Origin of the sequence: Ectothiorhodospira sp. BSL-9 (assembly GCF_001632845.1) — a bacterium.
Classification (GTDB): domain Bacteria; phylum Pseudomonadota; class Gammaproteobacteria; order Ectothiorhodospirales; family Ectothiorhodospiraceae; genus Ectothiorhodospira.
Map to the genome: position 1 here is coordinate 1,291,184 of NZ_CP011994.1, position 26,455 is coordinate 1,317,638.

Below are 26,455 nucleotides of genomic sequence, written 5' to 3' on the forward strand. Positions count from 1 at the left end.
GATTGCAGCTATCATAGATCAATGACATACGGTGATTTTTACATGAATTGACCTGACCAGATAACAGGAATAAGCCGGACTGGATTGGCATGGAACAAGAAATTAACGGACTGACTTCGATGCGCCCTGTGCGCTCCATCGGCACGAGCCGCCGGAGCGTGACTGGGCGGGTCGCCTTTGGTGGAAAATCGATCCCCTTCGAGTCCTCGTTGGAGCGGGATTTCCTGGTCTTGCTCGATTTTGACTTGGCGGTGGAGGATGTTCTGGAGCAGCCGTGTCGCATCACGTTCACGGATGCGAACGGTCGGGAACGCCACTACACGCCCGACTTCCTCGTGGAGTACGGGGATGGCGAACGCGTGATCTTTGAGGTGAAGTACCGTGCCAACCTGAAGGACGAGTGGACTTCACTGAAGCCGCGCTTTCGGGCCGCTATACGGTACGCCAAGCAGAATGGCATGCGCTTCTCGATCGCGACGGAGGTCGAAATCAGAGGCGGGGCCTATCTGGCCAACGCCAGGTTTCTGCGACCATATCGAGACTATAAGTGGACACCGGCCATCGACGAACACCTGATCAAGACGCTCGTCACCCTTGGTGAAACCACGCCGGAATCGTTGTTGGCGGCGGCCTACTGGACCCTGGAGAACAGGATCAAGGCCGTCTCGAGCCTTTGGCGCTTGGTCGCGACCCGAAGGATCCATGCGGATCTTTACGAACCCCTCACGATGGCAACGCCCATCTGGACAACGCTGGAGGATGGCCTCTGATGAGCGAGCCAGCATTCCTTTCGATGAAACCCGGGTCATTTGTGATCTCCCAGGGCAAGCGCTTCAAGATCACGCACATGCTCGGTGTAGACAGTGTTCTTGCCAAGAACCTGGAAACCAACGCGGTTGAGCGGCTTCGGGTCGATCTAATTAGGCCCTTCAAGGATGAGGATCTGCCTGATGGCGTCGTGGCCGCTGGACGCGATATCGAAGACATCTGCGATGAGGATTGGAAGGAAGCTCAGCGCCGGTTCGCGGTGATCAAGCCACTACTTGATGATCCTGGGCGAACACGGGAAAAGGTCCGACAGGCGGCAGAGGTCGAGGGCGTGGCTACCGGAACGCTCTACGACTGGATCCGCGCCTACAACGAGTCGGGACAGCTTTCTGCGCTTGTTCCTCAGAAGCGTGGCCGCAAGCCAGGGCAGACGGGGTTGGATTCTGACCTTGAGGAGATCATTGAGGCTGCAATTCAGGAGATCTATCTGAGCAAGCAACGGCAGAAGCCTCAGGACGTGGTGGACCATGTCGCCCTTCTGTGCCGCAACGCTGGCATCAAGCCTCCACACGCCAATACCGTGCGGAATCGCCTGAAGAGGCTGCGCCCAAAGCGGGTTCTAAGGGCCCGAGGAATGGGAGACAAGGCGCGAAACCTGTACACCCCAATCAGGGGGAATTTCCCCGGCGCGGAGTTTCCGCTCGCGGTCGTCCAGATCGATCATACCGAAGCCGACATCATTGTGGTTGAGGAGGGCACCCGCCAGCCCATGGGGCGCCCTACGATCACGTTGGCGATTGATGTCTACAGCCGGATGGTTACCGGCTGTTATGTGTCCATGGAAAAGCCCAGCGCGGTGGCGGCCGGTATGTGTTTGGCCCGGTCCATGATGCCCAAGAATGAGTACCTTGCGGACCTTGAAGTGCCGGGCGACTGGCCGGTGTGGGGCAAGATCGGCACGGTTCATTGCGACAACGCCAAGGAATTCCGTGGCGCCATGCTCTCCAACGCCTGCGAGCAGTACGGAATAGATCTGCAGATGAGACCGGTGAAGGTGCCGCACTATGGTGGCCATATTGAGCGATTGATGGGCACCAGTGCGGGGGAATTTCGCAAGCTTCCGGGCGCAACCTTTTCTTGCCCAAAGGAGCGCAAGGGGTATGACTCCGAAAAGGAGTCCGCGCTGACCCTGAGGGAGTTCGAGCAGCGTTTGGTCGATTTTATCGTCAATGTCTACCACCAGCGGGTGCATGCCGACTTGAATGTGCCGCCCCGGCGGCAGTGGGAAATCGGCTTGCTGGGGGATACGTCCCAACCCGGAAAGGGCATACCGGAGGTTCCGAGTGACCCTCGGCGGTTGAGGCTCGACTTCCTTCCGTTCGTCGAGCGTACGGTCCAGCCCTACGGCATCGTGGTTGACGAGATATTTTACTACCACGAGGTCCTCAACCCCTGGATTAACGCCCGTGAACCGAAGCGTTCCAAGGAAAAGCGGAAGTTCATTGTCCGGCGTGATCCGCGTGACATTAGCGTGGTCTACTTCTTCGACCCAGAGGCGCACCAATACTACGAGATCCCTTACCGAAATACCGCACACCCTCCGATCAGTGTGTGGGAGCTGAGAGCGGCTCAGCAGAGGTTAAAGGAAGAAGGGCGGGCGCATGTGGACGAGGACACGATATTCGAGGCCATAAGCCGAATGCGCGAAAGGGTCGAGGAAGCTGTGACCAAAACGAAGGCGGCTCGCCGACAGCAGCATCGGATCAAAACTACCCAGAAAAGCGCGCAGGCCCGCCAAAAGACTGCGGATACCCCCGCGCCGGCACAAGAATCTTTGCCCGCCGGGGGCAATGCGCCGACAGCCGCTCCCTCGGACGCGGATGACATCTTCTCGATGCCAATTCAACCCTTTGATGACCTTGCGGTGAAGCAATGAGCGATTTGGATCACCTGGAACCGTCTATACGCGGCGCCATGTCCCTCCCCACGGAAGAACGCATTGCTTTCGCGCAGCAGGACCGTTGGATTGGCTACACGAAGGCCCAGGAGGCGCTGCGTACCCTCTCGGATCTTCTCGCGCACCCACGCACGCTACGGATGCCGAATCTGTTGCTGGTGGGTGAAAGCGGGAACGGAAAAACCACGATCATCGACAAGTTCCGGGAGCTTCACCCGGTGGTATCCCAGCCAGGCGGGGAGCCGTTGGTACCGGTGGCGACCATGGGGATGCCATCGGAGCCCGTCGAGGCGCGATTCTGGACTGAACTTCTGCTGGCTCTGAAAATCGCCCACCGGGACTCGGATCCTGTGCAGCGCAAGAAGAACCAAGCGCACTCGATTCTCACGTACGTGCAATGTCGCATGCTGGTGATCGATGAGATCCACAACCTCCTCTACGGACATGCACGCCAGCAGCGCCATTTCCTTGGGGTGATGAAGAACCTGAGTAACGATCTCAAACTCCCGATCGTCGCAGTCGGCACCCGGGATGCGATCCGAGCACTGCATACTGACACGCAGCTATCCAGTCGTTTCGAGCCCTTTGGGTTGCCCCGATGGCAGCTTGATGCCGAGTTTTTGCGCTTGCTCGCGAGCTTCGAGCGCCTTCTGCCACTCGCCAAGCCCTCCAACCTGGCCAGCAGGGAATTGGCGATCAAGTTGCATGGAATGAGTGGGGGCACGATTGGAGGGCTTGCCAGGATCCTGAAACGGGCGACAGTCCAGGCCATCCGCGACCGCAGCGAGCAGATCACACTGAAGACGCTTGGTCAGCTTGATTGGGTCAAGCTGTCTGATTACGGCAAGCAAGCGCAGACCCTATGATCGGTGACACGTGGCCTTACTGTGTACAGCTGCAGGAAGACGAACTGCTTTCCTCCTTCCTGATTCGCAATGCGCGGGCACATGGCACAACGCCGTATTGTTTCCTTAGCTACTACTGGCCAGGCCGCCACTTCTGGGACCGGGATACTGACCGGACGGCGGATACAGATTGGCTTAAGGAGTTGGAAGTCCTGGCCGGGGTTCCGGCGGAGCGATTGGAGGCCAGTACGCTACTGCCCTTTCGCCGTGTCTTGGGAAGCACGCTGCGCAGCGGTGACACGCCGCTGCTTCTGGCGGTCAGTCTCTTTCACCGGACGCGCCGTCGCCATGGGCTCCAGTTCTGCCCGGCGTGCTTTGCGGAGGGGCGCCAATGGTTCCGCCGGACTTGGCGGCTGGGATTCGTTTTCGTCTGCCCCGAACACCGGATTCCACTCATGGATGCCTGCCCCGCGTGTGGAAGCCCTGTGGTGCCCCATCGGTCCTTGTCGTTGGACTTGTCACGCTGCCATGAATGTGGCGCCTTCTTGGGTGGCGATTACCGTGGCGAGTTGCCGGCCGCGGGTGTTTTGGAATGGCAGAAAATGCTGCTGGATACCTTGGTGGGTTCGCGGGTAGGCGTGGGTCCTTTCGAGCGATCGGAGGCCTTCGCTGCGGTGCGAAGCCTGTTGTCCGTCCTCACCGCCCGTGGGGTGCACAAGGCAATCCGGGAGACGTTCCGTCTTCCCGCGGCCACCCTGGGGAGCGAAAGGCTTCAGTTTGAGCATGCGCGGGCTGTAGATCGCTCAGTTCTGATGGAAACCCTGGCGGCATGGCTCTCCGACTGGCCCTCCTCGTTTCGGGTGGGTGCCAATGCCGCCCATCTGACACAGAGAACATTTCGCCGCCTGAATCAGCTGCCGTCAAAACTGGGGCTGGAGGTCGAGGGCCTTCCACCAGGGGGAGAGCGCGATAGGCGGTATGTGCCAAAGGTCTTCGATGCAAAACTGATGCGTCTTGCCCGGCTGGACAAGAAAGCCTACCGCGCATTGCGTGCGCAACGGCTTCGGGCATTGTCGGGGCTGTCATGACAGATCCATCCTCGGAGAAAATGCGGCGCTGCGACGAGTGTGGTAAAGAGATGGTACGGGCCTCCCGAATCGAGAATGGCTATGCGTACTGCGGGACCTGCTACAACAGGGTGTTCAAACGTGTGGCCTGTTCGTTATGCGGTGGACCGGCGCGGGTCCGCGAGCACGACGGGGAGCCTGTGTGCCCCTCCTGTAGACGGAAGAATCGCTCGTGCTGGAGGTGTGGAAAGGAAATCGATAAAGCCGGCCGAATCATAGGGGACAAGGCAGTCTGCGCATCTTGCGCTCATTATTTCGCTGAGCCCAAACCCTGCCCAAATTGCGGGCAGTTGTCCCGTCGCCTGAGCCGGTCGCCGTCGCAGGGTTTCGACGAACCGGTGTGTGATCGGTGCCGTAACCAGCATCTGGAAACGTGCAGTGTCTGTCGTCGCTACCGCAAGGTGGAACAGCGCGATGAAGCCGGACGCTCCTTATGTTGGCAGTGCGCCGCCGAGGAACCAGTGCGGCATTCCTGCCCTGAGTGCGGTGCCGATGTGCCGGGTGGTGGATCTGCACGATGTGAAGCTTGTGCACTGAAGGACAGGGTGCGTCGTCGCGTCAGGCTTAATGTGGAGTTGCTGGAACAAACTTGGGTGCGTTCGTTATTCGAGGCCTTTTGCGCGTGGGAGGAATTGCGCAAGGAAGCAGGCAACATGACCGCCCGGATTGACCGATACGCCGTATTCTTCGCAGAGATTGATCGTCACTGCATGGCGCCTGGTGAGGTCACCCAGAGCCACTTATTCAATATCTTCGGGGCAGAACGGCTCAGGCGAGGATTTCTCATCGTTTCGTTCCTCTGTGAGCGTCTGGAGATCGAGTGGGATGCGGGCGCTCTTGAAGATATGATCGAGACAAAGAGAATCCGTCTGCAGGCCCAGTCATGGCAAGATCGGCCTTGGGCCTTGGATCTTCAACGCTTCGTTGAAGAGCTCCAGCACCGCAAAGGGCCGTCGCTCAAGCGAAAGACAATCAGGATGTATCAGACGGCCGCTGGTGGCCTTCTCGAAACGTCCGGTGTGAATTCTCCGGGAGAGCTAACGCAGGCAGGCCTGCAACGCTATTTGAAACGCCATCCCGGACAGGCCGCCAACTTGAGCGCTTTTGTTCGGTATCTGCGAGAGGGCTCTGGAGTATTACTCGACTTAAGGTATAAACCTCAGGCCTCGCTGCTGAAAAAGGATCGTAAACTTGTCGAGCATGTACAGGCCATGGTCAAACAACTTGAGGCAGAGACTAACGAGCTTAGGGCCAAGGCACTGCTGGTGGGGTTGCTGGCCGCTCTTTATCGGGTTCCAGCCAAGGAGATTCTGACGTTGACAGAAAATGATGTTTTGGAGGATTCGGAAGGTTTCCTACTTTGGCCAAAGAACTACGAACTACGTGTTGAGGGGCGTCTTGCAAAACTGTTAAAACGCTGGGTTCCCTCTTCCACAGAAGGAGTGAACGGCTTCCTGTTTAAGGGCAGGAACAAGGTGCAGCCTTTGACTCAAGACGCAGTACGACATCATTTGTCTATCTCTAGCAAAGAAGTGACCGACTGATGAGGGTATTAGTCGCGATGTGGCTGATGGAAATCGGCCTACCGAGTTATTGCAGATTCTGATAGTCTGACTTTGAATTAAGCCGAGATCCTCAGAGATCAAATTCGTAGAGGTATCTGTGCGAATCCACCCAACGTGCCCGCGCCTTCGGCGCTGGGACGGCATTTTCGCAATTATGCCTCCATGGGGCCCCCACGAAGCCGAGCATGACTAGGAAACCAGATAATGAACGCAATTAGCCTTGAAGGCTCGCCTTACCTGCTAGATGATGAGGCTGAAAATGAAGTGACACAACGAGTGACGGAGCTTGATGAGCGCGTGTCATTGCTGCGTGCACATGGCTCACTAAATGAAGATACGATCAAAGAGTACTACGGAGAAAAAAGATTTGAGCAGGTTGCCGAATCCAACGCTATTGAGGGGAGCACCCTCTCGATAGGTGAGACTGAGTTGGCTGTATTAAAGGGTACTACTATCACTGGGCATGATCCAGCTTACGTCAGGGACGCGCTGTCGTTGGATAAAGCTCTACAGCGGCTAACTGTCATGGCAAGACAAGCTGAGAGTCCTACAGATATTAGTCAGGTTAAAGAGCTACATGGGTTAATCCTTGGTGATCGACTTGGTGCCGGGGTCTTTCGAGCGGAGCCAGTACGTATCAGCGGTTCAAGCCACACCCCACCAAAGACCTGGAATGAGGTAATGGACTCGATGGAGGACTGGGAAAACTGGTCGAAAAAGAATGCGACGCTACCAGCGCCAATTAGGGCTGCTATCTTGCATGCCTGGTTATCTCACATACACCCATTTATCGATGGGAATGGTCGAACTGCAAGAGCGATTACCAATCTAGAATTGGTGAGATCCGGTTATCCTCCTGTGATCATAAAGAAAAAAGAAAAAGATCGATACATTGAGGCCCTTTCCGAATCGGATGATGGGGGGGATATTCGTAGTTTTCTCGAGCTGATTTTCGAGCGCTTAGATGGGGCGTTGATTGGGTTAGAGCTATCAGCTAGGAAAAAACAGGGATATAGTCCAATACAAGAACGGATCCGACAAAAACAGCAGAGGCAGTTTAATATCTGGGACTCGAGCATTAATCTTCTAGCTAGAACAATTGAGCATAAGCTGCAGTCTGAGATTGAGCCGCTGAATGGGAGGGTGTCTGTTAAGATTTTTGAGTCGCCACTAGATCTTGACGATTATTTAGCTATTTGCGATGGGAAATCTGCGCAGAAGTCGTGGGCGTTCATAGTTAGTATTTTGATTCCTGGTTTTGCTACTCAAACCCGATTGGCTTACGTAGGTTTTAGGAGTAAGCTAATGCTTCAAGAATTGACTGACGAAGGCGGTCCCTCACTGTTGTGGTCGAAAAGAAATCCTGAAGGGTTTCCAAAATGGAAGGGGGTCTCACATGAGGCGCCCTATGCGGTCGAGCTGACAACGAAGCTTGGCGCCGGTGATGAATGGTATGCAAGACGGATTGATGGAGTGATAGAAAATCTGTCGACGACAATGCTGGCGGCTAAGATCGCTAACAGTCTTATTGACCTTGCATCTAATAATAAGTGAATGCCGTTGGGTGTGGTCCGGGTACTCTAGGGTGGATTTCGCAATGATTGAATGAGTACGATCACCCCTACTGAGGGTGTTTGCGGCTGGAATGATCACGCAGGGTGAGGTTTGAGGGGGGGCTCGGGGAGCTTGAACGAACGCGCCCTTTGGGGGAATCTCTGGTTGCCAAGCCGCGCCACCGCACACAGGAGTTCTGGGAGTTCTTGCGTACCATCGCCAGCAATACCCCAAAGTACCTGAACGTCCATCTGATCATGGACAACTACAGCACCTACAAGACGCAAGCCGTCAAGGACTGGCTGGCTGATCATCCGCGATTCCACGTGCAGTTCACCCCAACCTCTGCCTCATGGTTGAACTTGGTGGGGCGCTTCTTCGCCACGCTCACGGAGAAATGGCTCAAGCGCCAGTCCCACGTCAGTGTCAAAGATCTCCTGGATTCCATTCGGCATTACCTGAAGATCTACAACGAGGATCCCAAACCCTTCGTCTGGCACAAGGACGCCGACACCATACTCCAGTCTGTGGGTACCTGTCCGGTAGCCCCCATATTCCATAGCCCGCCCTGATCCCCCATCGTCTCCGGCACGATCTCAAGCAACCAAAGGAGATGTGCCGGCATGAACAGAGGCATCCGACAGCGCAAGCGCGCTTTCTGGAAGGAGTTGGTCCAGCAGTGGGCGGCTTCAGGCCAGAGCAAGGCGGCCTTTGCCCGTCAGCACGGGGTCACACCCCAGCAGTTATCGGTACCTGTCCGGTAGCCCCCATATTCCATAGCCCAACCTGATCCCCCATCGTCACCGGCACGATCTCAAGCAACCAAGGAGATGTGCCGGCATGAACAGAGGCATCCGACAGCGCAAGCGCGCTTTCTGGAAGGATCTGGTCCAACAGTGGGCGGCTTCAGGCCAGAGCAAGGCGGCCTTTGCCCGTCAGCACGGGGTCACACCCCAGCAGTTATCGCAGTGGGCAGTGCGCTATCCGGAATGGGTGGTGGCCGCGACCGAGGCCAAGGTGGAGCATTCGCCCTCGAAGCCAGCTGTCGGGACGCAGCGCTTTTTGACGGTGCGCACGGTGGAGGACGACCCTGATCCCGCAGACCTGTCGCCGCAGCCCGGTGGACCGGTGGTGGTGACCTTGAGCCACGGTCGTCGGCTCGAGCTCTATCCGGGGTTTTGCGCCCAGACCCTGCAACGGGCCATGGAGGTCCTGGAGGCATGATCGCGTGGCCCACGGGCGTGGCCATCCACCTGGCAGTGGCGCCGGTGGATTTCCGCAAGGCCTTCGATGGTCTGTGCATCGAGATCGCCGAGGTCCTGGAGCGGGATCCGCTCAGCGGGGAGTTGTTCGTCTTCCGCAACCGGGCCGGGGACAAGCTCAAGGCCCTGTACTGGGATGGCCAGGGCTTTGTGATGATCTACAAGCGCCTGGAGAAGGGACGATTCAAGTGGCTCCATCACGTCGATGGGGATGCAGACGGCGAGGTTCGGCTCTCCCGCAGCCAGATGCAGGCGCTGTTCGAGGGCATCGATTGGCTGCGCCTGGAAACCCCTCGAAAATGCCTTGCCACAGCCACCCGCTGATAGATAAATACCATCAATAAGTCAGACACTTAGCGGTCTCATCATGGTAAAACGCAGGCATGTTGAACGGCACTGCACAAGGCCTGATGACACCGCCTTCCGGCCTGCGCGAATCGCAGTCCCGCGCTGCCCTGGCGGACCGTGATCAACTCATCGAGCAGCAGTCCCAGCTACTCGCCCAGCAGCAGTCCACGATCAATGAGCTGAGCGAACAACTGGAGAATCTCAAGCGCCAGGTCCTTGAGGCCCAGCGCAAACGCTTCGGGCAAAGCTCCGAGCGTGGCTGTTACCTCCAGCAGGATCTCTTCCACCCGCAGGAAGCTCCGATCCCCGAGCAAGACGAAGAAGAAACCACCGAGGCGCCCAAAAAGCGGCGCAAGACCCAGCCCCCTCGAGGTCGCCGTGTCCTCCCACCGGAATTGCCCCGGGAGACGCAGCGCTACGACTACGACGACGAAACCCGGGCCCAACTGGAAGCCCAGAACGGCGGCCCGCTGGTGGAGATCGGCGTCGAGGTGACCGAGACCCTGGAGTACCAACCCGGGCAGCTGTACGTGAAGCGCCACGAGGTGCCCAAGTATGCGATCCAGGGGGATGACGGGGAGCGCACCATCGTCTCTCCACCGCGCCCCTCGCCACCGATCCCCGGCGCCCAGGTGGGTGCCAGCCTGCTGGCCCACACCGTGATCAGCAAGTTCGCCGATCATCTGCCGCTCAACCGCATCAGCCAGCAGCTGGCCCGGGATGGTTACGACGTTCCCCGCCAGCGGCTGTGCGACTACGTGCTGCTGTCCGCCTCGGTCCTGGCCCCGCTGGCCGACCTCGTTCGCCAGGATGCCCTGGCCAGTCCGGTCGTTCACAGCGACGACACCACGGTGCCGCAACTGGAAAAGGGCCGACGACAAACCCGAACCTGTCGCCTGTGGCTCTACCTGGGCCGCGGGCGGGAGGACGGCATCATCCCGGTGTTCTACGACTACACCACCAACCGATCCCAGGAAGGTCCGCTGGAACACCTGCGTGACTACCAGGGATATCTGCAAGCCGATGCCTATGCGGGCTACCTGAACGCCGAGCGGATCCAGGAGGCGCTGATCTGGTGTGCCTGCTGGGCCCATGCGAGGCGCCCGTTCGAAAAGATCGCCCGCAAACACAAAAAACGCGGCCGGGTGCATCTGGTGATGAAACTGATCACGGCGATCTACCAGGTGGAATCGCGCCTGCGCGAACAGGGGATCACGGACCCCGAGCAGATCCGCGAGGCCCGCCAGCGCCGCACGGTGCCCATCCTCAAGCGCTTGCGTCGCCTGCTGGACCGCATCCTGCCCAGCCTGCCGCCCCGGGGAGACTTCGCCAAGGCGATCGGTTATGTCCTCAACCACTGGCAGGCCCTGATGCGCTTCACTGAGGATGGCCGCCTGGAGCCCGACAACAACCGCGGCGAACGTGCCCTGCGCGGGGTGTGCGTGAGCCGCAAGAACTGGAACTTCACCGGCTCGGAGAATGGTGGCCACGCCCTGGCCATCCTGCTCACCCTCCTGGAGACCTGCAAGCAGAACGGGGTGAACCCCCGTCACTATCTGATCGATGTGCTTGAGCGCATCCAGGATCATCCCGCCAATCGCCTCCACGAACTGCTGCCCTATCACTGGGAACCGCGCACCCAGGCCTGCGGGGAGAATGCCAGCGGGGAGTGAAGACTGGCTATACGGGGCTACCGGACGTACTCTGCCTACCACCGGCCATCTGGCACACCATGACCGTCGGGGAACACGGGGGCGATTTCCGGGTTCCGGGCGGGGTTGGTCACGGATTCAGGATAGGGGCAAGCGGGTTTTTGTAGGCTGGTCAACACGTTTTTCACGCTCGGAGCGTCTTTGGCTTGCTTGGATTTTCAATTATTTCAACAAATTCAGTTCACTATCGCCTAAATTAACGGCATTGGCTGGAAGCGAGGACCCCCCTCTCTCAACCCCGAAACATTTGCCCTTTGTGACAGGAATTATTTAGACTCGAGGTCGCCGTTGTTTGGTTGTCCTCGTCGCCGGGCCCCCTGTGGAGGCCATGCCCTTCACAACTAGGGGCATGGCCACATCGACGGTGGGTTCTCCCGGTCATAAGGTGCAAGCTGTTGAGAATCTGGCCTAGCCTTAATGGTTTGTCTGAAACGCAACTTCAGTCGGTCGGTCTTTGTCAGGGCTTAAAGCGCTCAGCCTCTCACCACCCTAGCAGAGGCGCTATTGCTTTTAATGATAGTATGCGGCCTCCGCTCGGTTTAACTCGCTAGGATGAAAGCTAGATACAGTTATCGGAAGAACAATGATAAATTTCCCCATCTTTGAAAATCTAGATGTCTCGGGCTATGGGCTTTATCCGGGCAGACCTGACGGGGAAGATGGCCTTCGGGTTGATTTTGCTCCTGGCCTAACGCTCATTCTTGGCACAAACGGTCTCGGGAAAACCACTCTTGTCACAATCCTGTATCGCCTACTCACCGGTCCTTGGGAAATCCCAGGTCTCGCGGATCGGGGCCCGCTTGGGAGTGTGAAACTTAAACCAACGAAGTTGAGCTCGTCTGCAAGGCGCATCTTTGCTAAGCGCGTCGCCGATGGTGCGGCTGGAGCCACGGCTACCTTAGCTATTCGGCTGGGTGATGATCGCCTAAGAATAGAGCGCCGGCTTAGTGATCTAGCGCTGATATCTTTTTTCGTCAACGACGAAGATAAAGGTGCGACCGAAGACGCCTTCCAGAATGAGATTAAAGCCCGCGTTGGCGTTTGGTCTTTCGGCGACTGGATTCTCCTGCTGCGACACCTGATCTTTTACTTCGAGGATCGTCGTGCACTTGTGTGGGACGCTACCGCACAAAGACAGATTCTTCGGTTCCTTTTTCTTCAACCGAGCGTCGCCCAAGAATGGACCGAGAGAGAGCGATCGATCCTCGCCTTGGACAGTCGGGTGCGCAACCTAGGTGCAGCGCTTTCCAAGGAGGAATCGACTCTTTCTGATGCCGAGTCTGCTGTCGCTGAGAGTGGCGGAGTGAGGGAGGAGTTAAAAACGCTCGGGGATCTACAGCAGATCGACCTGGCTAAGCGCCAAGAAGTTGATGAGGCGTTAGTTGACGTTGAGTCTCAGCGAGCTGAGGCGCGACTTAGGCTGTTAACATTTGAGCAGGAGCGCGAGTCATGTTTTCGCAACTACGAACGTGCGAAGCTATCTGCCATTGAAGCAAAATTCCCAGAAAAATCTGAGACAGCACGCTACATACTTGCCCACCTGCTGACGGAGAGCGACTGTCTGGTTTGCGGTAATGTTGCCCCAGATGCCATGCAAGCTTATCAAGATCGGATAATCAATGCGCGGTGTGTCGTCTGCAATACTGATCTCTCGGGAACATCTGCGACAACTACACCATCAGAGATGGCCTCTGCGCGTATTGAAAAGGCGCAGGCCGCACTACTAGGCGCCGAGAAAGCCCTGTCTGGCGCCCGCGAACACCTTGAGGCTGCCGAGAAAGATTACAAGACTATTCGCCGCGAGATTGAGTCACTGACTGCAGCCACCTCAAGACGAGCGCAAAAGATAGACCGTCTTGTTCGTAGTCTTCCACCAGAAGAAGCCGAATTGCACGAGCAACGGTCGGAACTTCGGGCAATGCGGGCGCGGGTATTATCACTGAAGTCGGGTCTGGCTGAGAAGAGGCGTGATTTCCACAGCTTCGTCGAGGAAGTGAATTTTCAAATCGTCAGGAAGAGTGAGCAAATTAAAACTACCTTCGATCAGTTCGCGTCAGGATTCTTGCTTGAGACATGTCATCTCGTCTGGTCTCCGCAACGAGCACGGATAGGTCAGACAGGGGATTTCTTTGAATTTCCGGCATATGAACTTGAGATGACGGGTGCCGACTTTTCAGCAGCAGTGTCACGCACGGGCCCGGAGCAGGTATCGGAAAGTCAAAGAGAGTTTATAGACTTGGCGTTCCGTATGGCCCTAATAAAAGTATCTGCTTCTAACCAAGCAGGCAGTCTAGTAATCGATGCTCCAGAATCATCCTTGGATGCGGTTTTTGTGTCAAGAGCTGCAGATGTGCTTGGACGTTTCGCAGATCCAGAGACGCAGAATAGACTTGTTATTACGTCCAATCTAGTAGAGGGTCGGCTAATTCCTGACCTCTTGCAAAAAACCACCACTACGGCTAATCGTAGAACCCGAGTAGTGGATCTTTTCGAACTCGCCCGACCAACCGCCGCAGTCCAGGTTCTTCGTACTGAATATGAGGACGTCCGCAACCGCTTACTAAACTCTGAGTTTAAGGAGTAGCTGGATGGTGGGCCAAATCCGTATCGGTCCTGATGAGCACTTTGCATCGCTCGCGCGTCGCACGCGTTTACTCATCCTCTTGTCGACAGCGGAGGTGGCCGGTTTAACACCTATCCCTATCCTTAAGCTACATGCCTTCGCATATCTTTCAAATGTTCTGGCGCCCGTCTGGGAACTCCATCCACTTGACGGAAAAATCCTTAAACGACGCGGCGGTCCTTTTTATCCGCGGCTTCAGTTGGATTTAGATCGTCTCGTGGGATTTGGGCTCGCTCATATATCAGGCCTTGATCACCTCGAAGATGAGGGCCACCGATGGCGACTTGAGGGTTCCTATCAATTGTATGCTCGGCTCGCCAACCCAGTTCTAAGGCAAATTCTGGAATTTCCAGAAGAAGATAGGACGCATAAGTTTATTCAAGAACTCGCTTATGCGCTGGCGGCGCTTGATGAAGCAGAGTTTTGCGGGGCTTTGGCCGAGGACGCCACATATGCGGACCCATTAATCGACTCTGGGAAAATCGTGGATTTCGCGGAGTGGCGGGATGTTAACTTTAGTGCGAATGCTGCTTCGAGCTTTGATCGTCTCGTAGCAAACGGACGAGGAATGACTTCGGGAGAGAAGATCCATCTCTATGTCCGTCACTTGCATCGGAAAATGGATGGCAGACGGTAACATGATGGAAAAAAGGACTACGCGCCTTGGCCCCTGGACCGATGAAGATCTCGCTTTAACTGCGACTGAGTTTGCCGGTGCTGGGGCAGATGAAGGGCTTCCTACCAAGGTTCGCTTCGTTCACGGTGTGACACGTGTAATTCGGCGCCGGAGGCTACAGCCGGAGGCGCATTCTGATGCTAAACGACCGGCCGTGTTCCTTCTGGAGCCGAATCCCAAGCTAGACATGGGTTGTTCTGGCATCAAGAGAGCCCCAATGCTCGATAATGGGCTGACTCAGGTTTCGGGGCGGATCTGGTTTGTAAGCGCCGTTCCTAATGCAGGTAGATATGTTGATCTGGGATTTAATGATGACGATGATGCGCTATTTTGTTCCATCACTGAGGATTTTAAGCTAGGCCACGTGCCTGCCATAATCTTTGACCCGCGCACTTCAGCGCCAACCGTTCGATATTATGAATCTGGCTTGGAAGTGCCAGAATCCTGTCGCTCTTTCGAGCTTCAGGTAAACGATCTGTCGCTGACGCAAATATTCCAAGTTATCGATCATATCTACAGAACTTCCCTTGTTACGCCCGAGGCGCAGATTCATCCCGTCAAACTCTGGCGGGACAGTAGTCGATGTTTGCCAGATTCCCGCGCCGAATACATCGTTCAAGCGCAGCTGAAAGTTGGTTTAGCGACTGCATTCCCCAGTTGCATAATTCGCCATGAACAGGTTGGAGTGTCCGGACGACTTGATCTCGAGATAGAAGAGCCAAGCACTGAAGGTAACGGAGAGATTATTCGGCATGCTATATTGGAATTAAAGGTTTTACGAAGCCAAACTTCGAACGGGGTCGCGCAATCGGATTCAGAGATAAAACGCTGGGTGCAGTCGGGCCTGGACCAAGCGCTAGCGTACAGGGTTGACAGGCAGTGCCGGGCGGCTGCGTTGTGCTGCTTCGATATGCGTGCCGAAGACATTGGCGATGAACTGTGTTTTGCACATATTAAGCACGCTGCTGCTAAAGCCGATGTGGCTTTACGGCGTTGGTACATTTATTCAAGTTCAAAGAAGTATCGAAAGCAAATGTCTGATAATCGCTAGCGCTTCGCTAATACGATTAAGCTTTCTGAGAGTTCAGCTCCCCCTCCCTGTTGAGCGGAGGCACGCATCGATCTGAAAGGATCGACCTTGACCACCTCATAACCTATATTCTCCGACAGCTCGGCAAGAATTTCGCCAGTCTCGATCTTAATGTCCGAGTATCTGCTATCCCCTACGACCATCCAGACACTTCCACCAAGCGTGAGTGATGTATAGATTCCCTCAAGGACGCCGACCATATCGCTGAAATATCCGCCGACCATCTCGGGAATCCAGCGGTTCCACAGTTTGGGGCGAGTACATTCAAGGCTTTCCATCGTTCTTAGCAACTGCCCGCAGCCAACGGGAGGCGTTGGGTAGTCCCGTGCAATTTGAACGTGAGAGCATAAGGTAGAGGCGCGCAGCTCGCGATTTGCCGGGCTCTCCATAAGATATCCCAGCATCCACAGTTCTAAATTGTAAACGTCTGTGTAGTCAAAAGAGTTGGGATAGGGTGGCGAGAAGACAGCAATGTCGTAGGTTCCTGCATCGGCGACTAGTCGGCGACAGTCCCCTCGGAGTATATCGTAGGTAGCACATGAGCGATTGCCGTAGCGGAATACCTCGCTCACGGCGCGTCTTGCGGCATTACAGAATAGTTGATCAACCTCGCCTGGCGAGCGTGGCCTATCTTTCCAGCCGCGTCGATAACGACGCCCTTTCCCGTTGATTATGACATTGCTCGCTTGTACCAAAATGCCGCCGAGCAGTACTCGAAAGAGTCTCCGGTGCGCTTCGTTCTCAAGGGAGTTGACGGCTAGTCGGAGAGCAGCGATCCTCTCTGCTATTTCCCTATCGAAAACCCATCGCTCGCCTAGTCCCGGCTCAATAAGCGTAGCTGGGGCACCGCAATAAATCTCGTCCAAGTCCAAGTCTAGGACGATTTTTTTTGATGCTCGAACGATTCGACCGAGATCAGTCGCCAAGCTGTCGGGGTCGTAGCTTTGGAGCTTGGCCTCGATGAGATCCGCGAGGAATGGGTTCACCTCAACCATAACGGGATGCACGCCGAGGAACTGGCAAGCCAAGCCTGTCGTGCCGGAACCCCCAAAGGGATCCAAGCAACGCAGCACCGGACCGTTGGCACTGCTCACGGCTGTCTCCACCAACTCCGGCGCAAATGCTTCCTTAAAGTGTCTCCATCCTTGAAAGGGGAGCTCGGGAGCGCCAGAATTCGTACCGATCGCCGGTACCGTTCTGCCTTGAGTCCAATCTTGAAAAGTTATCTGACGCATTTTTTATTGCAAAGCCGCCCTATCTCGTCGCGAGGGAGTGTCAACAGCCGCAGTGCAGAGCCGTAGCGGTTCGGTTCGTCTTTGAGTTGGCAAATGTAATGCTCCCGGGCGGTGAGCGATAGCACTCAAGGATGACGATTTCGCGCACAGTGTCGGCAAGGCGGGTGGGGCGTTCCCGGCGTCGGGACTGGGCGTAATCACCCAGGACGCGCAGTTCGATGTCCGAGAACAGCAAGTCGGGCGGTAACTCCGGGGCCTCTCGCCCGAGCAGGGTCATGAGCATGACGCGCCAGGCGATGACCAGGCGGATGGCGATGGCGCGCTCCAGGCGTTCGGTACTGTGATGGCCGAGTTCGTCGATCTTGCAGCCCGATTTCAGGACCCGATGCCAATCCTCAATTCTCCAGCGCAAACGATACCACCGCAGCACCTCAGCGGCCTGCTCGGCCGAGGAGACCGCGACCGTGGTAAGCACGAACCATTCGATGGGTTCCACCCCGGTGGGTGGGTCCAGTTCCACGGCATGGACCACCGTCAGCTCCACCGTGATGGGCTGATCGGCGCCGGCGGTTGTGCCACGGAGCGTCACCGGGCAGTAGCGCAGGGCCAGTTCCGCGGTGCGTGCTGTCCGGCCCAGGCGGGCGGGACGCTTGCTGGTCTTGGTGCGCAGGCTCTGTCCTTCCACCTCAAGCACCACCTGCCCGCAGATCGCGGTGTCGCGAACGGTATCGAACAGGCGCTGCCCATTGGCGAGCCGGCGATTGTGTTTGGCGCGGACCAGCAGACCCACCTGGGGGTGTTGCTGTTGTTCGGCATAGAGGTCGAACGCATCCGCCTCCCGATCGGCGACACTGATCACCTGGGTGTCCGGGAGGGTGGCCGCCAGGGCCGCCGTGTCCCGCAGGCCAGCGATCCAGCGAAAGCTCTTCTTCTCTTCTTGCGTTGGCGCCTCGTCGCCTCGCGGCTGCGGGGCCTCGAACTGGGCGTGCAGCACCCCCAGGGGCAGCCCGTCCGCATTGACCGCGAGTGTCGAATGCAGGTGCAGACCCAGGCTCTGGGCCCCGGTCTGGTTGGTGCCAATGACGCCCAGTCCCCGGGTTTGTGGATGCGTGGTGAAGTTCAGATCCGTGCCATCCTGCAGGCACAGCACCGTCGCCTGCGCCTGCATGCGGCGCTGCGTGCGCTCGCGATGCGGTGCCAGGATATGCTCCGGGGTCACCTCCGACTCCGGTGGCTGGTCGATCAGCCGGTAGTAACCCTTCACCGCCGGCCAGTCGTCCCGGGCCACGGCGGTAAAGGCACGCATCGGATCCTCGCCCTGGCGTTGGGCACTGTCCACCAATCGTTTCGTCAAGCGTTTGTCTCCCAAGGGCGCGCCCCCAAACTCATGCTCGGCCCAATGCGCCGCATCCAGGCCCTCGGCCAGCGCCAGCGGTCCATCGCGCCGCGCCGGGGCCGGACCCACGCCCAGACGCATGCGCCAATCGGGCTCCAGCTCATAGAGGTAGATCGCCTTACGCGTCTCGGCCGCGGCATGACTACGATCCTGACGACCCCGTCCGCAGGTGTCGCCCACGTGGCGCCAGTTCGAGGCCCGCAGACTCACACCCGAGTGTGGGGGCTCAATGAATGTCTCCACCAGCCAGGGACGATACCCATGCAAGGCCTCGAAGTCATTACCCAGCCGCCGCAGGACCCGGCCCAGCACCCACGACGCCAGGTTCCGGCAAGCCATCCCCGGGCGCAGCAGAAAGCGGTTCAGCCCCACCACCCGATGGCGCTGCGCTTCGCGCAAGGCACGGTCCCAGCCGATCCATTCATCACGGGCGGCCAACTGCAGTGCCGAGGCCGCAAACCCCAGCGCCCCCAGCCAGCCATGCGCCGAGCCGATCAGATAACGCATCTGCGCTCCCACCAGCGGCCCCATCCCGCGTGGGTGCTCGCGGGCCATCAACTCGTTCCAGATCGCCCGATGCGCGGCATCATCCACGCGCACCAGGGCCAGATCCACCAGCTCAGTGACTTGGCTGCCCACACCCACGGGCGTCGCCACCGCCTCACCCAGTCGCCGCTCCACACGCCGCCCCGGCTGGGTGCGCGCCGCCGGCAAGGTCAGCCGTCCCGCGCGCTCCAGCGACCGCAGGGCCTTCAAGCAACTCGCCCGCTGAAAACGGCCACGCGCGTCCACAAAGCCGAACGCGGCACACACCTGATCCGCAATCCCGGTGCGATGCGCCTCGGGACACTCCCGCATCAGGGCTTGCACCCGGGCAACACCCTCGGGTTCACTCAGCGTACGCTTGATCTGATTCTGTTCTCGCATGCCGGGCAATGTAACCGCTCCGACATGGGTTTGTCCAGCGGGAGATGTGGGTACAGGGCGGTTCTAGGTGGTCCATCAGATTGAGCGTGTTCACGCAAGGGGCGCATACCATGTGTGGGCCGGGCCTCATCGGCAATGCCTGCCCGCGCTGGGATGCCATAGATTTTCATCAGCACGCAATTGGGCAAACTCATCTGTTCCTCACCGCAGAATCGCGTATGACCCAAAGAGCTGAGGATGAGGTGTCGCCAGCCAGTGAGGGGAGAAGTTCAGATAAACAAGGCACGGGTAGGTTTTGAGGTATTAACCAGGCAACCAAATAGATCCACATTGTGCTATGATTTGATGCATGAAAAAAGATGATGCCAGAACCCTACACCCTGCGGCGCAGGAAGAGAAGCGCAAGACGGCGGTTCGTCTTTCCGAGAACGGCTTGAGTCAGCGCGAGATTGCAGAACAGCTGGGCGTTCATTATCAGACGGTAGGCCGCTGGTTGGCAAAGTATCGCGAAGGAGGTGTGGAGTCGTTGCTTCGCCAACAACGAGGTCGCCGTCTGGGTTCTGGTAGACAGCTGGCACCGGATGAAGAAGCCGATCTGCAAGAACTACTAAGGCAGCACACGCCTGATCAACTGGAAATGCCCTATGCCTTGTGGTCGCGAGAAGCGGTACAGGAGTTGATCAGGCAGGAGACCGGGTTGCGGATGCCGACTCGTTCGGTGGGTGAATACCTCAAGCGGTGGGGATTCACAGTGCAAACGCCAAAGAAACAAGCCTATGAGCAGCGCGCGGCAGATGTGCAACAGTGGTTGGCGGTGGACTATCCCCAGATCCAGAGCCGCGCCAAGGCGGAACGGGCGGAGATCCACTGGGGAGACGAGACGGGGTTGAGGACGGACTGCCAGCACGTGCGTGGCTATGCACCCAAGGGTCAAACGCCGGTGTTGAGGCAGAACGCCAGGCGTGCATCCATCAATCTAATCTCGACGGTGACCAATCAAGGCAAAGTTCGTTTTCGCATTTATGAAGACAACATGAATGCGGATTTGCTGATCGATTTCATGAGACGCCTGATCAGGGGAAGTGAGTGCAAGATATTTCTGATTCTGGACAATCTCAAAGTTCATCATGCGCGCAAGGTCAAAGTATGGCTAAGCGATCATACGGCTGAGATCGAAGTCTTTTATCTACCACCGTATTCTCCTGAGTTGAATCCTGACGAGTATCTGAACTGTGACCTGAAAGCAGGCGTTCACAAAGGTCCGCCAGCGCGAAACAAGGATCAATTGAAACAGAAAGCACTGTCTCATCTTCGCAAACTGCAAAAACTGCCCGTAACTGTTCAGGCTCCCTGCCCGCAGTCTGCCCATTTTCCCCTCGATAGGCTATCCTGCCCTGTATGAAGCTCCAGCGCCCCACGCAAGCAGAACTCGACGGCATGACCCATGCGCAGAAGGATGCGCTGATCGTGCAGTTGTTCGATGCGCTGGAGACGCTCAGTGCCCGATTGGCCGAGTTGGAGAAGAAGGTCGAGAAGAACAGTCGCAACTCCAGCAAGCCGCCATCCTCGGACGGTCCACGCAAAGGTCCGGCCCAACCGCGGCAAAAGGGCCAAAGATCCAGTGGTGGCCAAAAAGGCCACAAAGGCGCGACCCGGCAGATGGTGGATAACCCGGATGCGGTGGAGGAACTGCTGCCCCAGGGTCGCTGTGCGTGTGGTTGCGATCTGGGCGTGTTGCCGGCCACGATGAAGGAACGTCGCCAGCAGATTGAAATTCCCGAGCCCCGGGCCATTTATACCGAATTCCGACGGATGCAAGTGGTGTGCGGCTGTGGCCGTCGCCATCTGGGCGAGTTTCCGGCGGGTGTGACGCCCAACATCAGCTATGGTCCGCGCCTGAAGGCCTATGCGATTGGCCTGAACCAGGGGCATTTTGTCGCCTTGCAGCGTACCAGTCAGATTCTGGGAGACCAGTATGGCGTGGCGCCCTCCGCAGGAACGTTGCAGAACTGGATTCTGGGGATGGCCGATGGCCTGGAGGCGACCTATCAGGCGGCCGGTGACCAGATCCGTCAGGCCGCCGTGGCCCATTTCGATGAGAGCGGGCTGCGGGTGCAGGGTCGACTGCACTGGCTCCACGTGGCCGCCACGACCGATGCGGTGTACTACACGGCCCACACCAAGCGGGGGCATGAGGCCATGGATGAGGCCGGTATTCTTCCCCACTTCAAAGGGGTGGCGGTGCATGATCACTGGGCTCCCTACTGGCGCTACAAGGACTGCGAGCATGTCCTGTGCAATGCCCATCATCTTCGAGAATTGAATTACAGCGATGAGCTCACCGGCCATCTCTGGCCACGCCTGCTTCGAGAATCGCTGCTCCAGGCCAATGACGCCGTGGCACAGGCCAAGGCAAAGGGCCTGACCACCTTGCCAAGCGACCAGGTCGACTCCTTTCTCAAGGCCTACGACGAACAGGTGGCCGAGGGATTGGCGGCCAAGCCGGTCAAAGTGCCTGACGATGGCAGCCGACGGCGTATCAAGCAGCATCCCGCCACCAACCTGCTCGTGAGGTTGCGTGACTTTCGCGAGTCCATCTGGCGCTTCCTGACCGATTGGCGAATCCCCTTCACCAACAACCTCGCCGAGCGGATGGTGCGCCCCATCAAGGTCAAGCTGAAGGTGATTGGCGGCTTCCGGGCCATGGGTGGCACCCGGGCTTTCTGCATCATTCGCTCGGTATGGGAAACCAGCAAGCTACGCGGACAGAACCCCTTCGAAGTCCTGCGGCTGGCTGCGACAGCCTGAACAGCTACAACTGCCCAAGCGGGTTGCGAGCTATTTCCGAGCTGGATCCATTCAATATGCAGCAGTGTAGCTATTTGGTTGCCGGGTTAATAGCAAATTCATTCGTGTCCATGCGGTGGATCAGTAGGGCGAAACTCAGTGGGAGGGCAAGTACGCCCGCGGCTAAGTGTCGATGACCATTGGAGAGGCGAGTTTCCCCGAGGACCGCGTTCTGGCAAGGTCACCCGTGTTGGGCGCAGGTTGTTGGATGAAATGGCCTTTTGTAATAGGCGGCGGGGGGCTTCCAATGGGCGACTGCCTAATCGTGATGATCATATTCAGGTTCACTGTCAGAGCCATGCGATAGGGCACGATGGTGAAGATGTGCTAATGTTAGCTGATACAATGTTCCGGCTATTGGTGGTTCTGAAGTTGCAGGCGAAGGAGAGAATGCAGGAGGCTTCAGAGAGTCGGCCAACCCAACATCTGCGTTGATATCACCGCGGGAGTGCGGACGATAGGTCCAGCACGGGAGTGGGTAGGGCGTACGGTGGCATGCAAGCTTTATGGGAGCCTCTATTAATTCGATTTGCCGGAATTTTCACCCAATAAAATCAATGGTTTACTGACGGCGGCAAGCAATTAATAGAGGTTCCCTTATATTGGTGTCTTGGGTCAGCACAAAAATATCAGTTCTGATGAGGCTTTATGGCGTTTAAAAAACCTTCCACTCACGTTCCTGCCCCAGAGGGTCCGGACCGGCTTTTTCGAGACCTGCCGCGTCGCAAGCACGCCAGCTTATACGATCATCAAGGACAGGTGCTACGCACATATGTATCCGAGGCGCTAAATGCCTCAGATGTGGCTCTCCAGCTGCCTACCGGTAGCGGAAAGACGCTCGTTGGTCTGTTACTCGCCGAGTGGCGGCGGAGAAAGTATGGCGAGCGGGTGGTCTACCTTTGCCCAACTAGGCAACTTGTGGGTCAAGTATGCGATGAAGCGTCGTCAAAGTACGGTCTGTCTGTGCAGGCATTTACTGGCTCGGCTAGGAACTATCATCCTGATGCCAGATCGTTATACCTAGACGGAAAAGGTGTGGCTGTCACTACCTATAATAGTCTGTTCAATACCAATCCGTTCTTTGATGACCCAGATATCATCCTCATTGATGATGCTCATACGGCTGAAAATTACATTGCTAGCCAGTGGACAGTCCGTATTCGCAATTTTGGGGAGGATGAAGGTCTATTCCACGCTGTCGCTGCCGTTCTCAGAAGCGTGCTGTCGGAGACCAGTTACAATCGCTTGATGGGTGGACATAATGGCGTCGACGCTATGATGTGGGTTGATAAGGTACCCAGTAATAAGTTAGCCACAATCGCTCAAGAACTTTGCTCTGTCGTTTCTGGAAGCGTAGGTGAGAGCGAGCAGCGGTATGCGTGGAGCATGCTGGCCGATCACCTTGTTGCATGCCAAGTGTACGTCGCATGTTCAGAGGTGATGATTCGGCCGCTGATCCCCCCGACGTGGAAGCACCGCCCCTTCGCTGAGGCAACGCAACGGATCTTCATGTCTGCGACCTTGGGAGCGGGTGGTGACTTAGAACGACTCACTGGCCGTGCCAATATTACCCGTCTGGCCATCCCTGAGGGGTGGGACCATCAAGGTATTGGTCGTCGCTTTTTCATTTTTCCAGAGAAGTCTCTGACAGAGGAAGAAACAGTGGACCTGCGCCGGTCGCTAATGCGTACGGCTGGCCGTAGCCTAGTTCTGACGCCGACTAATGAGGCTGCTGCGGATGTCCGGGAAGATGTTATTTCAACTTTAGGCTTTCCCGTTTCCTTAGCAGAGGATCTTGAGTCGAGCCGAACACACTTTGTAGAAAAGAAAAATGCAGTTGCTGTGGTAGCAAACCGTTACGATGGCATCGACTTCCCAGATAATGACTGCCGTCTACTTTTTGTTGAAGGTCTGCCGCGAGCTACGAATCTTCAAGAGCGCTTCCTCATGACTCGAATGGGTGCAAACCTATTATTTAATGACCGAGTACAGACCCGTGTTCTCCAGGCGGTGGGGAGATGTACCCGCGGTCTCAATGATTACTCTGCAGTCGTTGTCACTGGTGAGGATCTGCCCGCTTACCTCACAGATCGGCGTAGGCGGAAACACTTCCATCCAGAGTTGCAAGCTGAGCTTGAGTTCGGAGTAGATCAATCCAGCGAGGTCGATGTGGACACATTCCGAGACAATTTCCGTGTTTTCCTCGAGCATGAATCGGAATGGGAGGCGGCCAACGAGAACATATTGGAGGCTAGGGCCAGTGCGGTCCAAGAGCCCTTTCCCGCAATGGATCACTTGGCCTTGGTTGTGAAACACGAGATCACTTGGCAGCAAGCGATGTGGGGTCAGGACTACGCGATGGCATACGAAGCCGCCCGCGACGTACTGGGTGGATTAAAGTCTCCCGAGCTGCGAGGATATCGCGCGCTGTGGCACTATCTTGCAGGGAGTGCTGCGGAACTTGCATCGGAGCACAACTACGTCGATTTGAGCGCTCAGGCACGAACCCAATTCAGGATGGCGAAAGATGCGGCAAGAGGGATTCCCTGGCTCGTTGCGCTAGCGCATGGAAGCAGTGAACGCCCATCAGCCGACGAACATCGCCAGACAACCGACCTGCTCCAGGTTGAGCACTTGGAGGGCTATCTAAACAAGCTCGGGACGGTGCACAACCGCGCTTTTGCGGCACGGGAGAAGAAAATCCGTGACGGACTCCGCAGTGGGGCGCTGTTTGAGCAGGCACAGGTGCTGCTTGGCCAACATCTTGGCTTCATGGCGGGTAAACGGGAGGCTGATGCTTCCCCTGATCCATGGTGGCAAATTGGCGATATAGTGATCGTTTTCGAGGATCATGCTAATGCGGACGCAACCACTGCGGTAATTGATGCGACGAAGGCGCGCCAAGCGGCATCACATCCAGATTGGATACGGCATCATGTGCCCGGTGCCGCAGACGCTCGAATTATTCAATCTGTACTTGTAACACCAGCCAAGAAGGCAAGGCCGGGAGCGATGCCACATCTTGTGCGGGTAGCCTATTGGGAGCTAGGTGAGTTTCGAAGTTGGGCAGAATCAGTCTTGGAGACAGTCAGGCGATTGCGCCGGAGCTTTCGCGAGCCCGGAGACCTGGCGTGGAGAGCTGATGCTGCAAGTGCACTTGCAGAGGCGAAGGCAGATGCGACAGGACTAAGTGGGTGGCTTGAGACACGGCTCGCGCGCGATCATCTAGAGGAAACGCCTTAGGTAACAGACGTCGATGACCTGCCGTGCCCAGGTGCGTGTGCTCTTAGTCTTCCGTTGAACCGCCAATGGATCGCCCAGGTGGCCACCGATCCTGCCTGTCCGTCCAGCAAGTGATTGAATACTATGGCGCCAGGTGGAAAATTGAATCTGGATTTCGCGAGATCAAACAGGAAATCGGCAGCGCCCAGACACAGACCCGTACACCTGAGGCGGTCACTAACCACCTAAACTTCTGCATGATGGCCACGTCACTCACCTGGGTGTATGGCCAACACCTGGAAAAGGCACGACCACGCCGTTACGCTACCCGTAAACGCATCGAATATGCCTTCGCTGACCTGCGCCGGTCTCTCGCCCGCCGCCTCAAGGATGAGGGTTTTGGTATCCGTTGCCTGGATTCGCCAAAACCCCCACAAAAACCCCTGATTGCGCGGCTACTGGATCTCGCAGCGTAAGGGATCTCGGAAACTTCAGTTTTCAGACAGAACCTAAGCTATTTCATTAACCGAATAACCGGTGTGCCCTACGAAACAGCAACATTTGCTTCCAGCACGGCAGTATTCTGATTAGGGAACATCACTTTAGCCCAGCCTCTAGCCATCGCCTCTTGTTCGAACCATTTCCTGACCGACTCAGAAACATTGGAAGCCTGATTTGAAGGATTCGCCTGATTGTACAAGCCCAGGATGGCATTTCTTTCGACAATAACATGTGGGTTATTTACGCTCCGATCATTTGGGTCGGGAAACTCGAATGGGCGGCCTTGCGTCATCATCATTTTCCTCGCTGGTGTGAGTAATATAAGGATGCAACCTGCAGAGCTTACTTAGCCGGCCCGGCCGCATCCCACTTGCGAAACCCCTCGCATACCAGGTTCCTTGCCGGTCTGATAAAATACTCCCCCGCCGTCCAAGGCAGGCGCTGAGTTTCAGGGTTGCGTTTTTCGATCTCAAACGCATGTGACGAGCCTCTGGCATGCGGGCGTCAGCCAACGTTGATGTGAGATTAACGCAAAGCACCAATCATTGTCCAGGTGCTTGACATTCGGTCCCTTCCAGCATCTGAATGTGCTCATACAACTCTTGGCGAAAGATCTCTACATCAAGTGGTGCGGAAATACCGAGCTTCACCTGTCCTCCACTCCGCTTCAATGGTTCGATAACCACATCGTCACCGATATGGAGGCGGTCGTTGATGGTTAGATCGATGATCTTCATGCTCGAAGGCTGAGGTATCCCCACGTTTTCGCAGGCAGAATTCCTTGTGAAACAGTGGGATAA

The 26,455-nt window shown here is 56.8% G+C and carries 21 protein-coding genes and 2 pseudogenes; 19 read left to right on the forward strand and 4 right to left on the reverse strand.

The genetic code is table 11. The annotated features are described in order from the left end of the window. Nucleotides 1–89 precede the first annotated feature (89 nt). The 14 genes and pseudogenes from ECTOBSL9_RS06125 (at nt 90) to ECTOBSL9_RS16895 (ending at nt 15,488) form a co-directional block, all read left to right on the forward strand. Nucleotides 90–770 (forward strand): TnsA endonuclease N-terminal domain-containing protein, encoded by a 681-nt coding sequence (locus ECTOBSL9_RS06125; RefSeq protein WP_082829767.1) that lies wholly within the window; start codon nt 90–92, stop codon nt 768–770. Next, on the forward strand, nt 770–2,704 hold the full coding sequence (locus ECTOBSL9_RS06130; RefSeq protein ID WP_063464323.1) for a Mu transposase C-terminal domain-containing protein: 1,935 nt from the start codon (nt 770–772) through the stop codon (nt 2,702–2,704). Before ECTOBSL9_RS06125 ends, ECTOBSL9_RS06130 begins: the two co-directional genes overlap by 1 nt. After that, the gene (locus tag ECTOBSL9_RS06135; protein WP_063464324.1) at nt 2,701–3,591 is read left to right on the forward strand and encodes a TniB family NTP-binding protein; all 891 of its coding nucleotides are present in this window, start codon (nt 2,701–2,703) and stop codon (nt 3,589–3,591) included. The genes ECTOBSL9_RS06130 and ECTOBSL9_RS06135 overlap by 4 nt, the downstream gene beginning before the upstream one ends. After that, entirely contained in the window at nt 3,588–4,658 is a 1,071-nt protein-coding gene (locus ECTOBSL9_RS06140) for a TniQ family protein (protein WP_063464325.1), read from the forward strand. The genes ECTOBSL9_RS06135 and ECTOBSL9_RS06140 overlap by 4 nt, the downstream gene beginning before the upstream one ends. Nucleotides 4,659–5,242: 584 nt before the next feature. After that, nucleotides 5,243–6,241, forward strand: a complete 999-nt coding sequence (locus tag ECTOBSL9_RS06145) for a hypothetical protein (RefSeq protein WP_156500049.1) — start codon at nt 5,243–5,245, stop codon at nt 6,239–6,241. A gap of 225 nt (nt 6,242–6,466) precedes the next feature. Continuing rightward, nucleotides 6,467–7,816, forward strand: coding sequence for a Fic family protein (locus ECTOBSL9_RS16440; protein WP_082829768.1), 1,350 nt, complete (start codon nt 6,467–6,469; stop codon nt 7,814–7,816). A gap of 170 nt (nt 7,817–7,986) precedes the next feature. Beyond that, nucleotides 7,987–8,388 (forward strand): annotated as a pseudogene (locus tag ECTOBSL9_RS06155) (transposase); the annotation flags it as partial. 51 nt (nt 8,389–8,439) lie between these two features. Beyond that, nucleotides 8,440–8,580 (forward strand): hypothetical protein, encoded by a 141-nt coding sequence (locus ECTOBSL9_RS16890; RefSeq protein ID WP_156500050.1) that lies wholly within the window; start codon nt 8,440–8,442, stop codon nt 8,578–8,580. Between the two features lie 76 nt (nt 8,581–8,656). Next, on the forward strand, nt 8,657–9,040 hold the full coding sequence (locus ECTOBSL9_RS06160) for a helix-turn-helix domain-containing protein (RefSeq protein ID WP_063464329.1): 384 nt from the start codon (nt 8,657–8,659) through the stop codon (nt 9,038–9,040). Next, a complete protein-coding gene (tnpB, locus tag ECTOBSL9_RS06165; RefSeq protein WP_063464330.1) occupies nt 9,037–9,402 on the forward strand; it encodes an IS66 family insertion sequence element accessory protein TnpB in 366 nt (121 codons plus the stop codon). The genes ECTOBSL9_RS06160 and tnpB overlap by 4 nt, the downstream gene beginning before the upstream one ends. Nucleotides 9,403–9,461: 59 nt before the next feature. Next, nucleotides 9,462–11,099, forward strand: a complete 1,638-nt coding sequence (locus ECTOBSL9_RS06170; RefSeq protein ID WP_063464331.1) for an IS66 family transposase — start codon at nt 9,462–9,464, stop codon at nt 11,097–11,099. A 622-nt stretch (nt 11,100–11,721) separates the two neighbouring features. Next, nucleotides 11,722–13,722, forward strand: a complete 2,001-nt coding sequence (locus ECTOBSL9_RS06175; protein WP_063464332.1) for a hypothetical protein — start codon at nt 11,722–11,724, stop codon at nt 13,720–13,722. A gap of 4 nt (nt 13,723–13,726) precedes the next feature. Next, a complete protein-coding gene (locus tag ECTOBSL9_RS06180; protein ID WP_063464333.1) occupies nt 13,727–14,398 on the forward strand; it encodes a hypothetical protein in 672 nt (223 codons plus the stop codon). Continuing rightward, on the forward strand, nt 14,385–15,488 hold the full coding sequence (locus ECTOBSL9_RS16895; RefSeq protein ID WP_156500051.1) for a hypothetical protein: 1,104 nt from the start codon (nt 14,385–14,387) through the stop codon (nt 15,486–15,488). Before ECTOBSL9_RS06180 ends, ECTOBSL9_RS16895 begins: the two co-directional genes overlap by 14 nt. Here the strand turns inward: ECTOBSL9_RS16895 and ECTOBSL9_RS06185 are convergent. Further along, a complete protein-coding gene (locus ECTOBSL9_RS06185; protein WP_205631996.1) occupies nt 15,485–16,621 on the reverse strand; it encodes a hypothetical protein in 1,137 nt (378 codons plus the stop codon). The two genes, ECTOBSL9_RS16895 and ECTOBSL9_RS06185, sit on opposite strands and share 4 nt — an antisense overlap. A 181-nt stretch (nt 16,622–16,802) precedes the next feature. After that, nucleotides 16,803–19,085, reverse strand: coding sequence for an IS4 family transposase (locus ECTOBSL9_RS06190; RefSeq protein ID WP_063464335.1), 2,283 nt, complete (start codon nt 19,083–19,085; stop codon nt 16,803–16,805). A gap of 349 nt (nt 19,086–19,434) precedes the next feature. On the opposite strand from ECTOBSL9_RS06190, the gene ECTOBSL9_RS06195 reads away from it, so the two are divergent. The 5 genes and pseudogenes from ECTOBSL9_RS06195 to ECTOBSL9_RS17435 all read left to right on the forward strand — a co-directional run bounded on the left by ECTOBSL9_RS06195 (nt 19,435) and on the right by ECTOBSL9_RS17435 (nt 25,630). Beyond that, nucleotides 19,435–20,487, forward strand: a complete 1,053-nt coding sequence (locus ECTOBSL9_RS06195) for an IS630 family transposase (protein WP_063464336.1) — start codon at nt 19,435–19,437, stop codon at nt 20,485–20,487. Next, nucleotides 20,484–21,893: an IS66 family transposase gene (locus ECTOBSL9_RS06200; protein ID WP_205631997.1), complete on the forward strand. Its 1,410-nt coding sequence runs from the start codon at nt 20,484–20,486 to the stop codon at nt 21,891–21,893. Before ECTOBSL9_RS06195 ends, ECTOBSL9_RS06200 begins: the two co-directional genes overlap by 4 nt. A gap of 687 nt (nt 21,894–22,580) precedes the next feature. Next, entirely contained in the window at nt 22,581–25,175 is a 2,595-nt protein-coding gene (locus tag ECTOBSL9_RS06205; RefSeq protein ID WP_063464338.1) for a DEAD/DEAH box helicase, read from the forward strand. A gap of 65 nt (nt 25,176–25,240) precedes the next feature. Then, nucleotides 25,241–25,366 (forward strand): annotated as a pseudogene (locus ECTOBSL9_RS17430) (transposase); the annotation flags it as partial. Nucleotides 25,367–25,411: 45 nt separating this feature from the next. Then, nucleotides 25,412–25,630, forward strand: coding sequence for a hypothetical protein (locus tag ECTOBSL9_RS17435; protein WP_240481141.1), 219 nt, complete (start codon nt 25,412–25,414; stop codon nt 25,628–25,630). A gap of 68 nt (nt 25,631–25,698) precedes the next feature. Here the strand turns inward: ECTOBSL9_RS17435 and ECTOBSL9_RS16900 are convergent, their stop codons facing one another. Both ECTOBSL9_RS16900 and ECTOBSL9_RS06215 read right to left on the reverse strand, forming a co-directional pair. Next, complete coding sequence (locus tag ECTOBSL9_RS16900; RefSeq protein WP_156500052.1) at nt 25,699–25,947, reverse strand: hypothetical protein; 249 nt, start codon at nt 25,945–25,947, stop codon at nt 25,699–25,701. A 250-nt stretch (nt 25,948–26,197) separates the two neighbouring features. Beyond that, a complete protein-coding gene (locus tag ECTOBSL9_RS06215; RefSeq protein WP_063466043.1) occupies nt 26,198–26,392 on the reverse strand; it encodes a carbon storage regulator in 195 nt (64 codons plus the stop codon). Between the last annotated feature and the right edge of the window lie 63 nt (nt 26,393–26,455).

Bases quoted from the DNA above. Each gene is read 5' to 3' on its own strand.
- ECTOBSL9_RS16440 (WP_082829768.1), top strand. From the start codon at position 6,467: ATGAACGCAATTAGCCTTGAAGGCTCGCCTTACCTGCTAGATGATGAG.
- ECTOBSL9_RS06215 (WP_063466043.1), bottom strand. From the start codon at position 26,392: ATGAAGATCATCGATCTAACCATCAACGACCGCCTCCATATCGGTGAC.
- ECTOBSL9_RS06135 (WP_063464324.1), top strand. From the start codon at position 2,701: ATGAGCGATTTGGATCACCTGGAACCGTCTATACGCGGCGCCATGTCC.
- ECTOBSL9_RS06200 (WP_205631997.1), top strand. From the start codon at position 20,484: ATGAAGCTCCAGCGCCCCACGCAAGCAGAACTCGACGGCATGACCCAT.
- ECTOBSL9_RS06175 (WP_063464332.1), top strand. From the start codon at position 11,722: ATGATAAATTTCCCCATCTTTGAAAATCTAGATGTCTCGGGCTATGGG.
- ECTOBSL9_RS06130 (WP_063464323.1), top strand. From the start codon at position 770: ATGAGCGAGCCAGCATTCCTTTCGATGAAACCCGGGTCATTTGTGATC.
- ECTOBSL9_RS16895 (WP_156500051.1), top strand. From the start codon at position 14,385: ATGGCAGACGGTAACATGATGGAAAAAAGGACTACGCGCCTTGGCCCC.
- ECTOBSL9_RS06190 (WP_063464335.1), bottom strand. From the start codon at position 19,085: ATGCGAGAACAGAATCAGATCAAGCGTACGCTGAGTGAACCCGAGGGT.
- ECTOBSL9_RS06180 (WP_063464333.1), top strand. From the start codon at position 13,727: ATGGTGGGCCAAATCCGTATCGGTCCTGATGAGCACTTTGCATCGCTC.
- ECTOBSL9_RS16900 (WP_156500052.1), bottom strand. From the start codon at position 25,947: ATGACGCAAGGCCGCCCATTCGAGTTTCCCGACCCAAATGATCGGAGC.
- ECTOBSL9_RS16890 (WP_156500050.1), top strand. From the start codon at position 8,440: ATGAACAGAGGCATCCGACAGCGCAAGCGCGCTTTCTGGAAGGAGTTG.
- ECTOBSL9_RS17435 (WP_240481141.1), top strand. From the start codon at position 25,412: ATGATGGCCACGTCACTCACCTGGGTGTATGGCCAACACCTGGAAAAG.
- ECTOBSL9_RS06160 (WP_063464329.1), top strand. From the start codon at position 8,657: ATGAACAGAGGCATCCGACAGCGCAAGCGCGCTTTCTGGAAGGATCTG.
- ECTOBSL9_RS06195 (WP_063464336.1), top strand. From the start codon at position 19,435: ATGAAAAAAGATGATGCCAGAACCCTACACCCTGCGGCGCAGGAAGAG.
- ECTOBSL9_RS06170 (WP_063464331.1), top strand. From the start codon at position 9,462: ATGTTGAACGGCACTGCACAAGGCCTGATGACACCGCCTTCCGGCCTG.
- ECTOBSL9_RS06125 (WP_082829767.1), top strand. From the start codon at position 90: ATGGAACAAGAAATTAACGGACTGACTTCGATGCGCCCTGTGCGCTCC.
- tnpB (WP_063464330.1), top strand. From the start codon at position 9,037: ATGATCGCGTGGCCCACGGGCGTGGCCATCCACCTGGCAGTGGCGCCG.
- ECTOBSL9_RS06205 (WP_063464338.1), top strand. From the start codon at position 22,581: ATGGCGTTTAAAAAACCTTCCACTCACGTTCCTGCCCCAGAGGGTCCG.
- ECTOBSL9_RS06140 (WP_063464325.1), top strand. From the start codon at position 3,588: ATGATCGGTGACACGTGGCCTTACTGTGTACAGCTGCAGGAAGACGAA.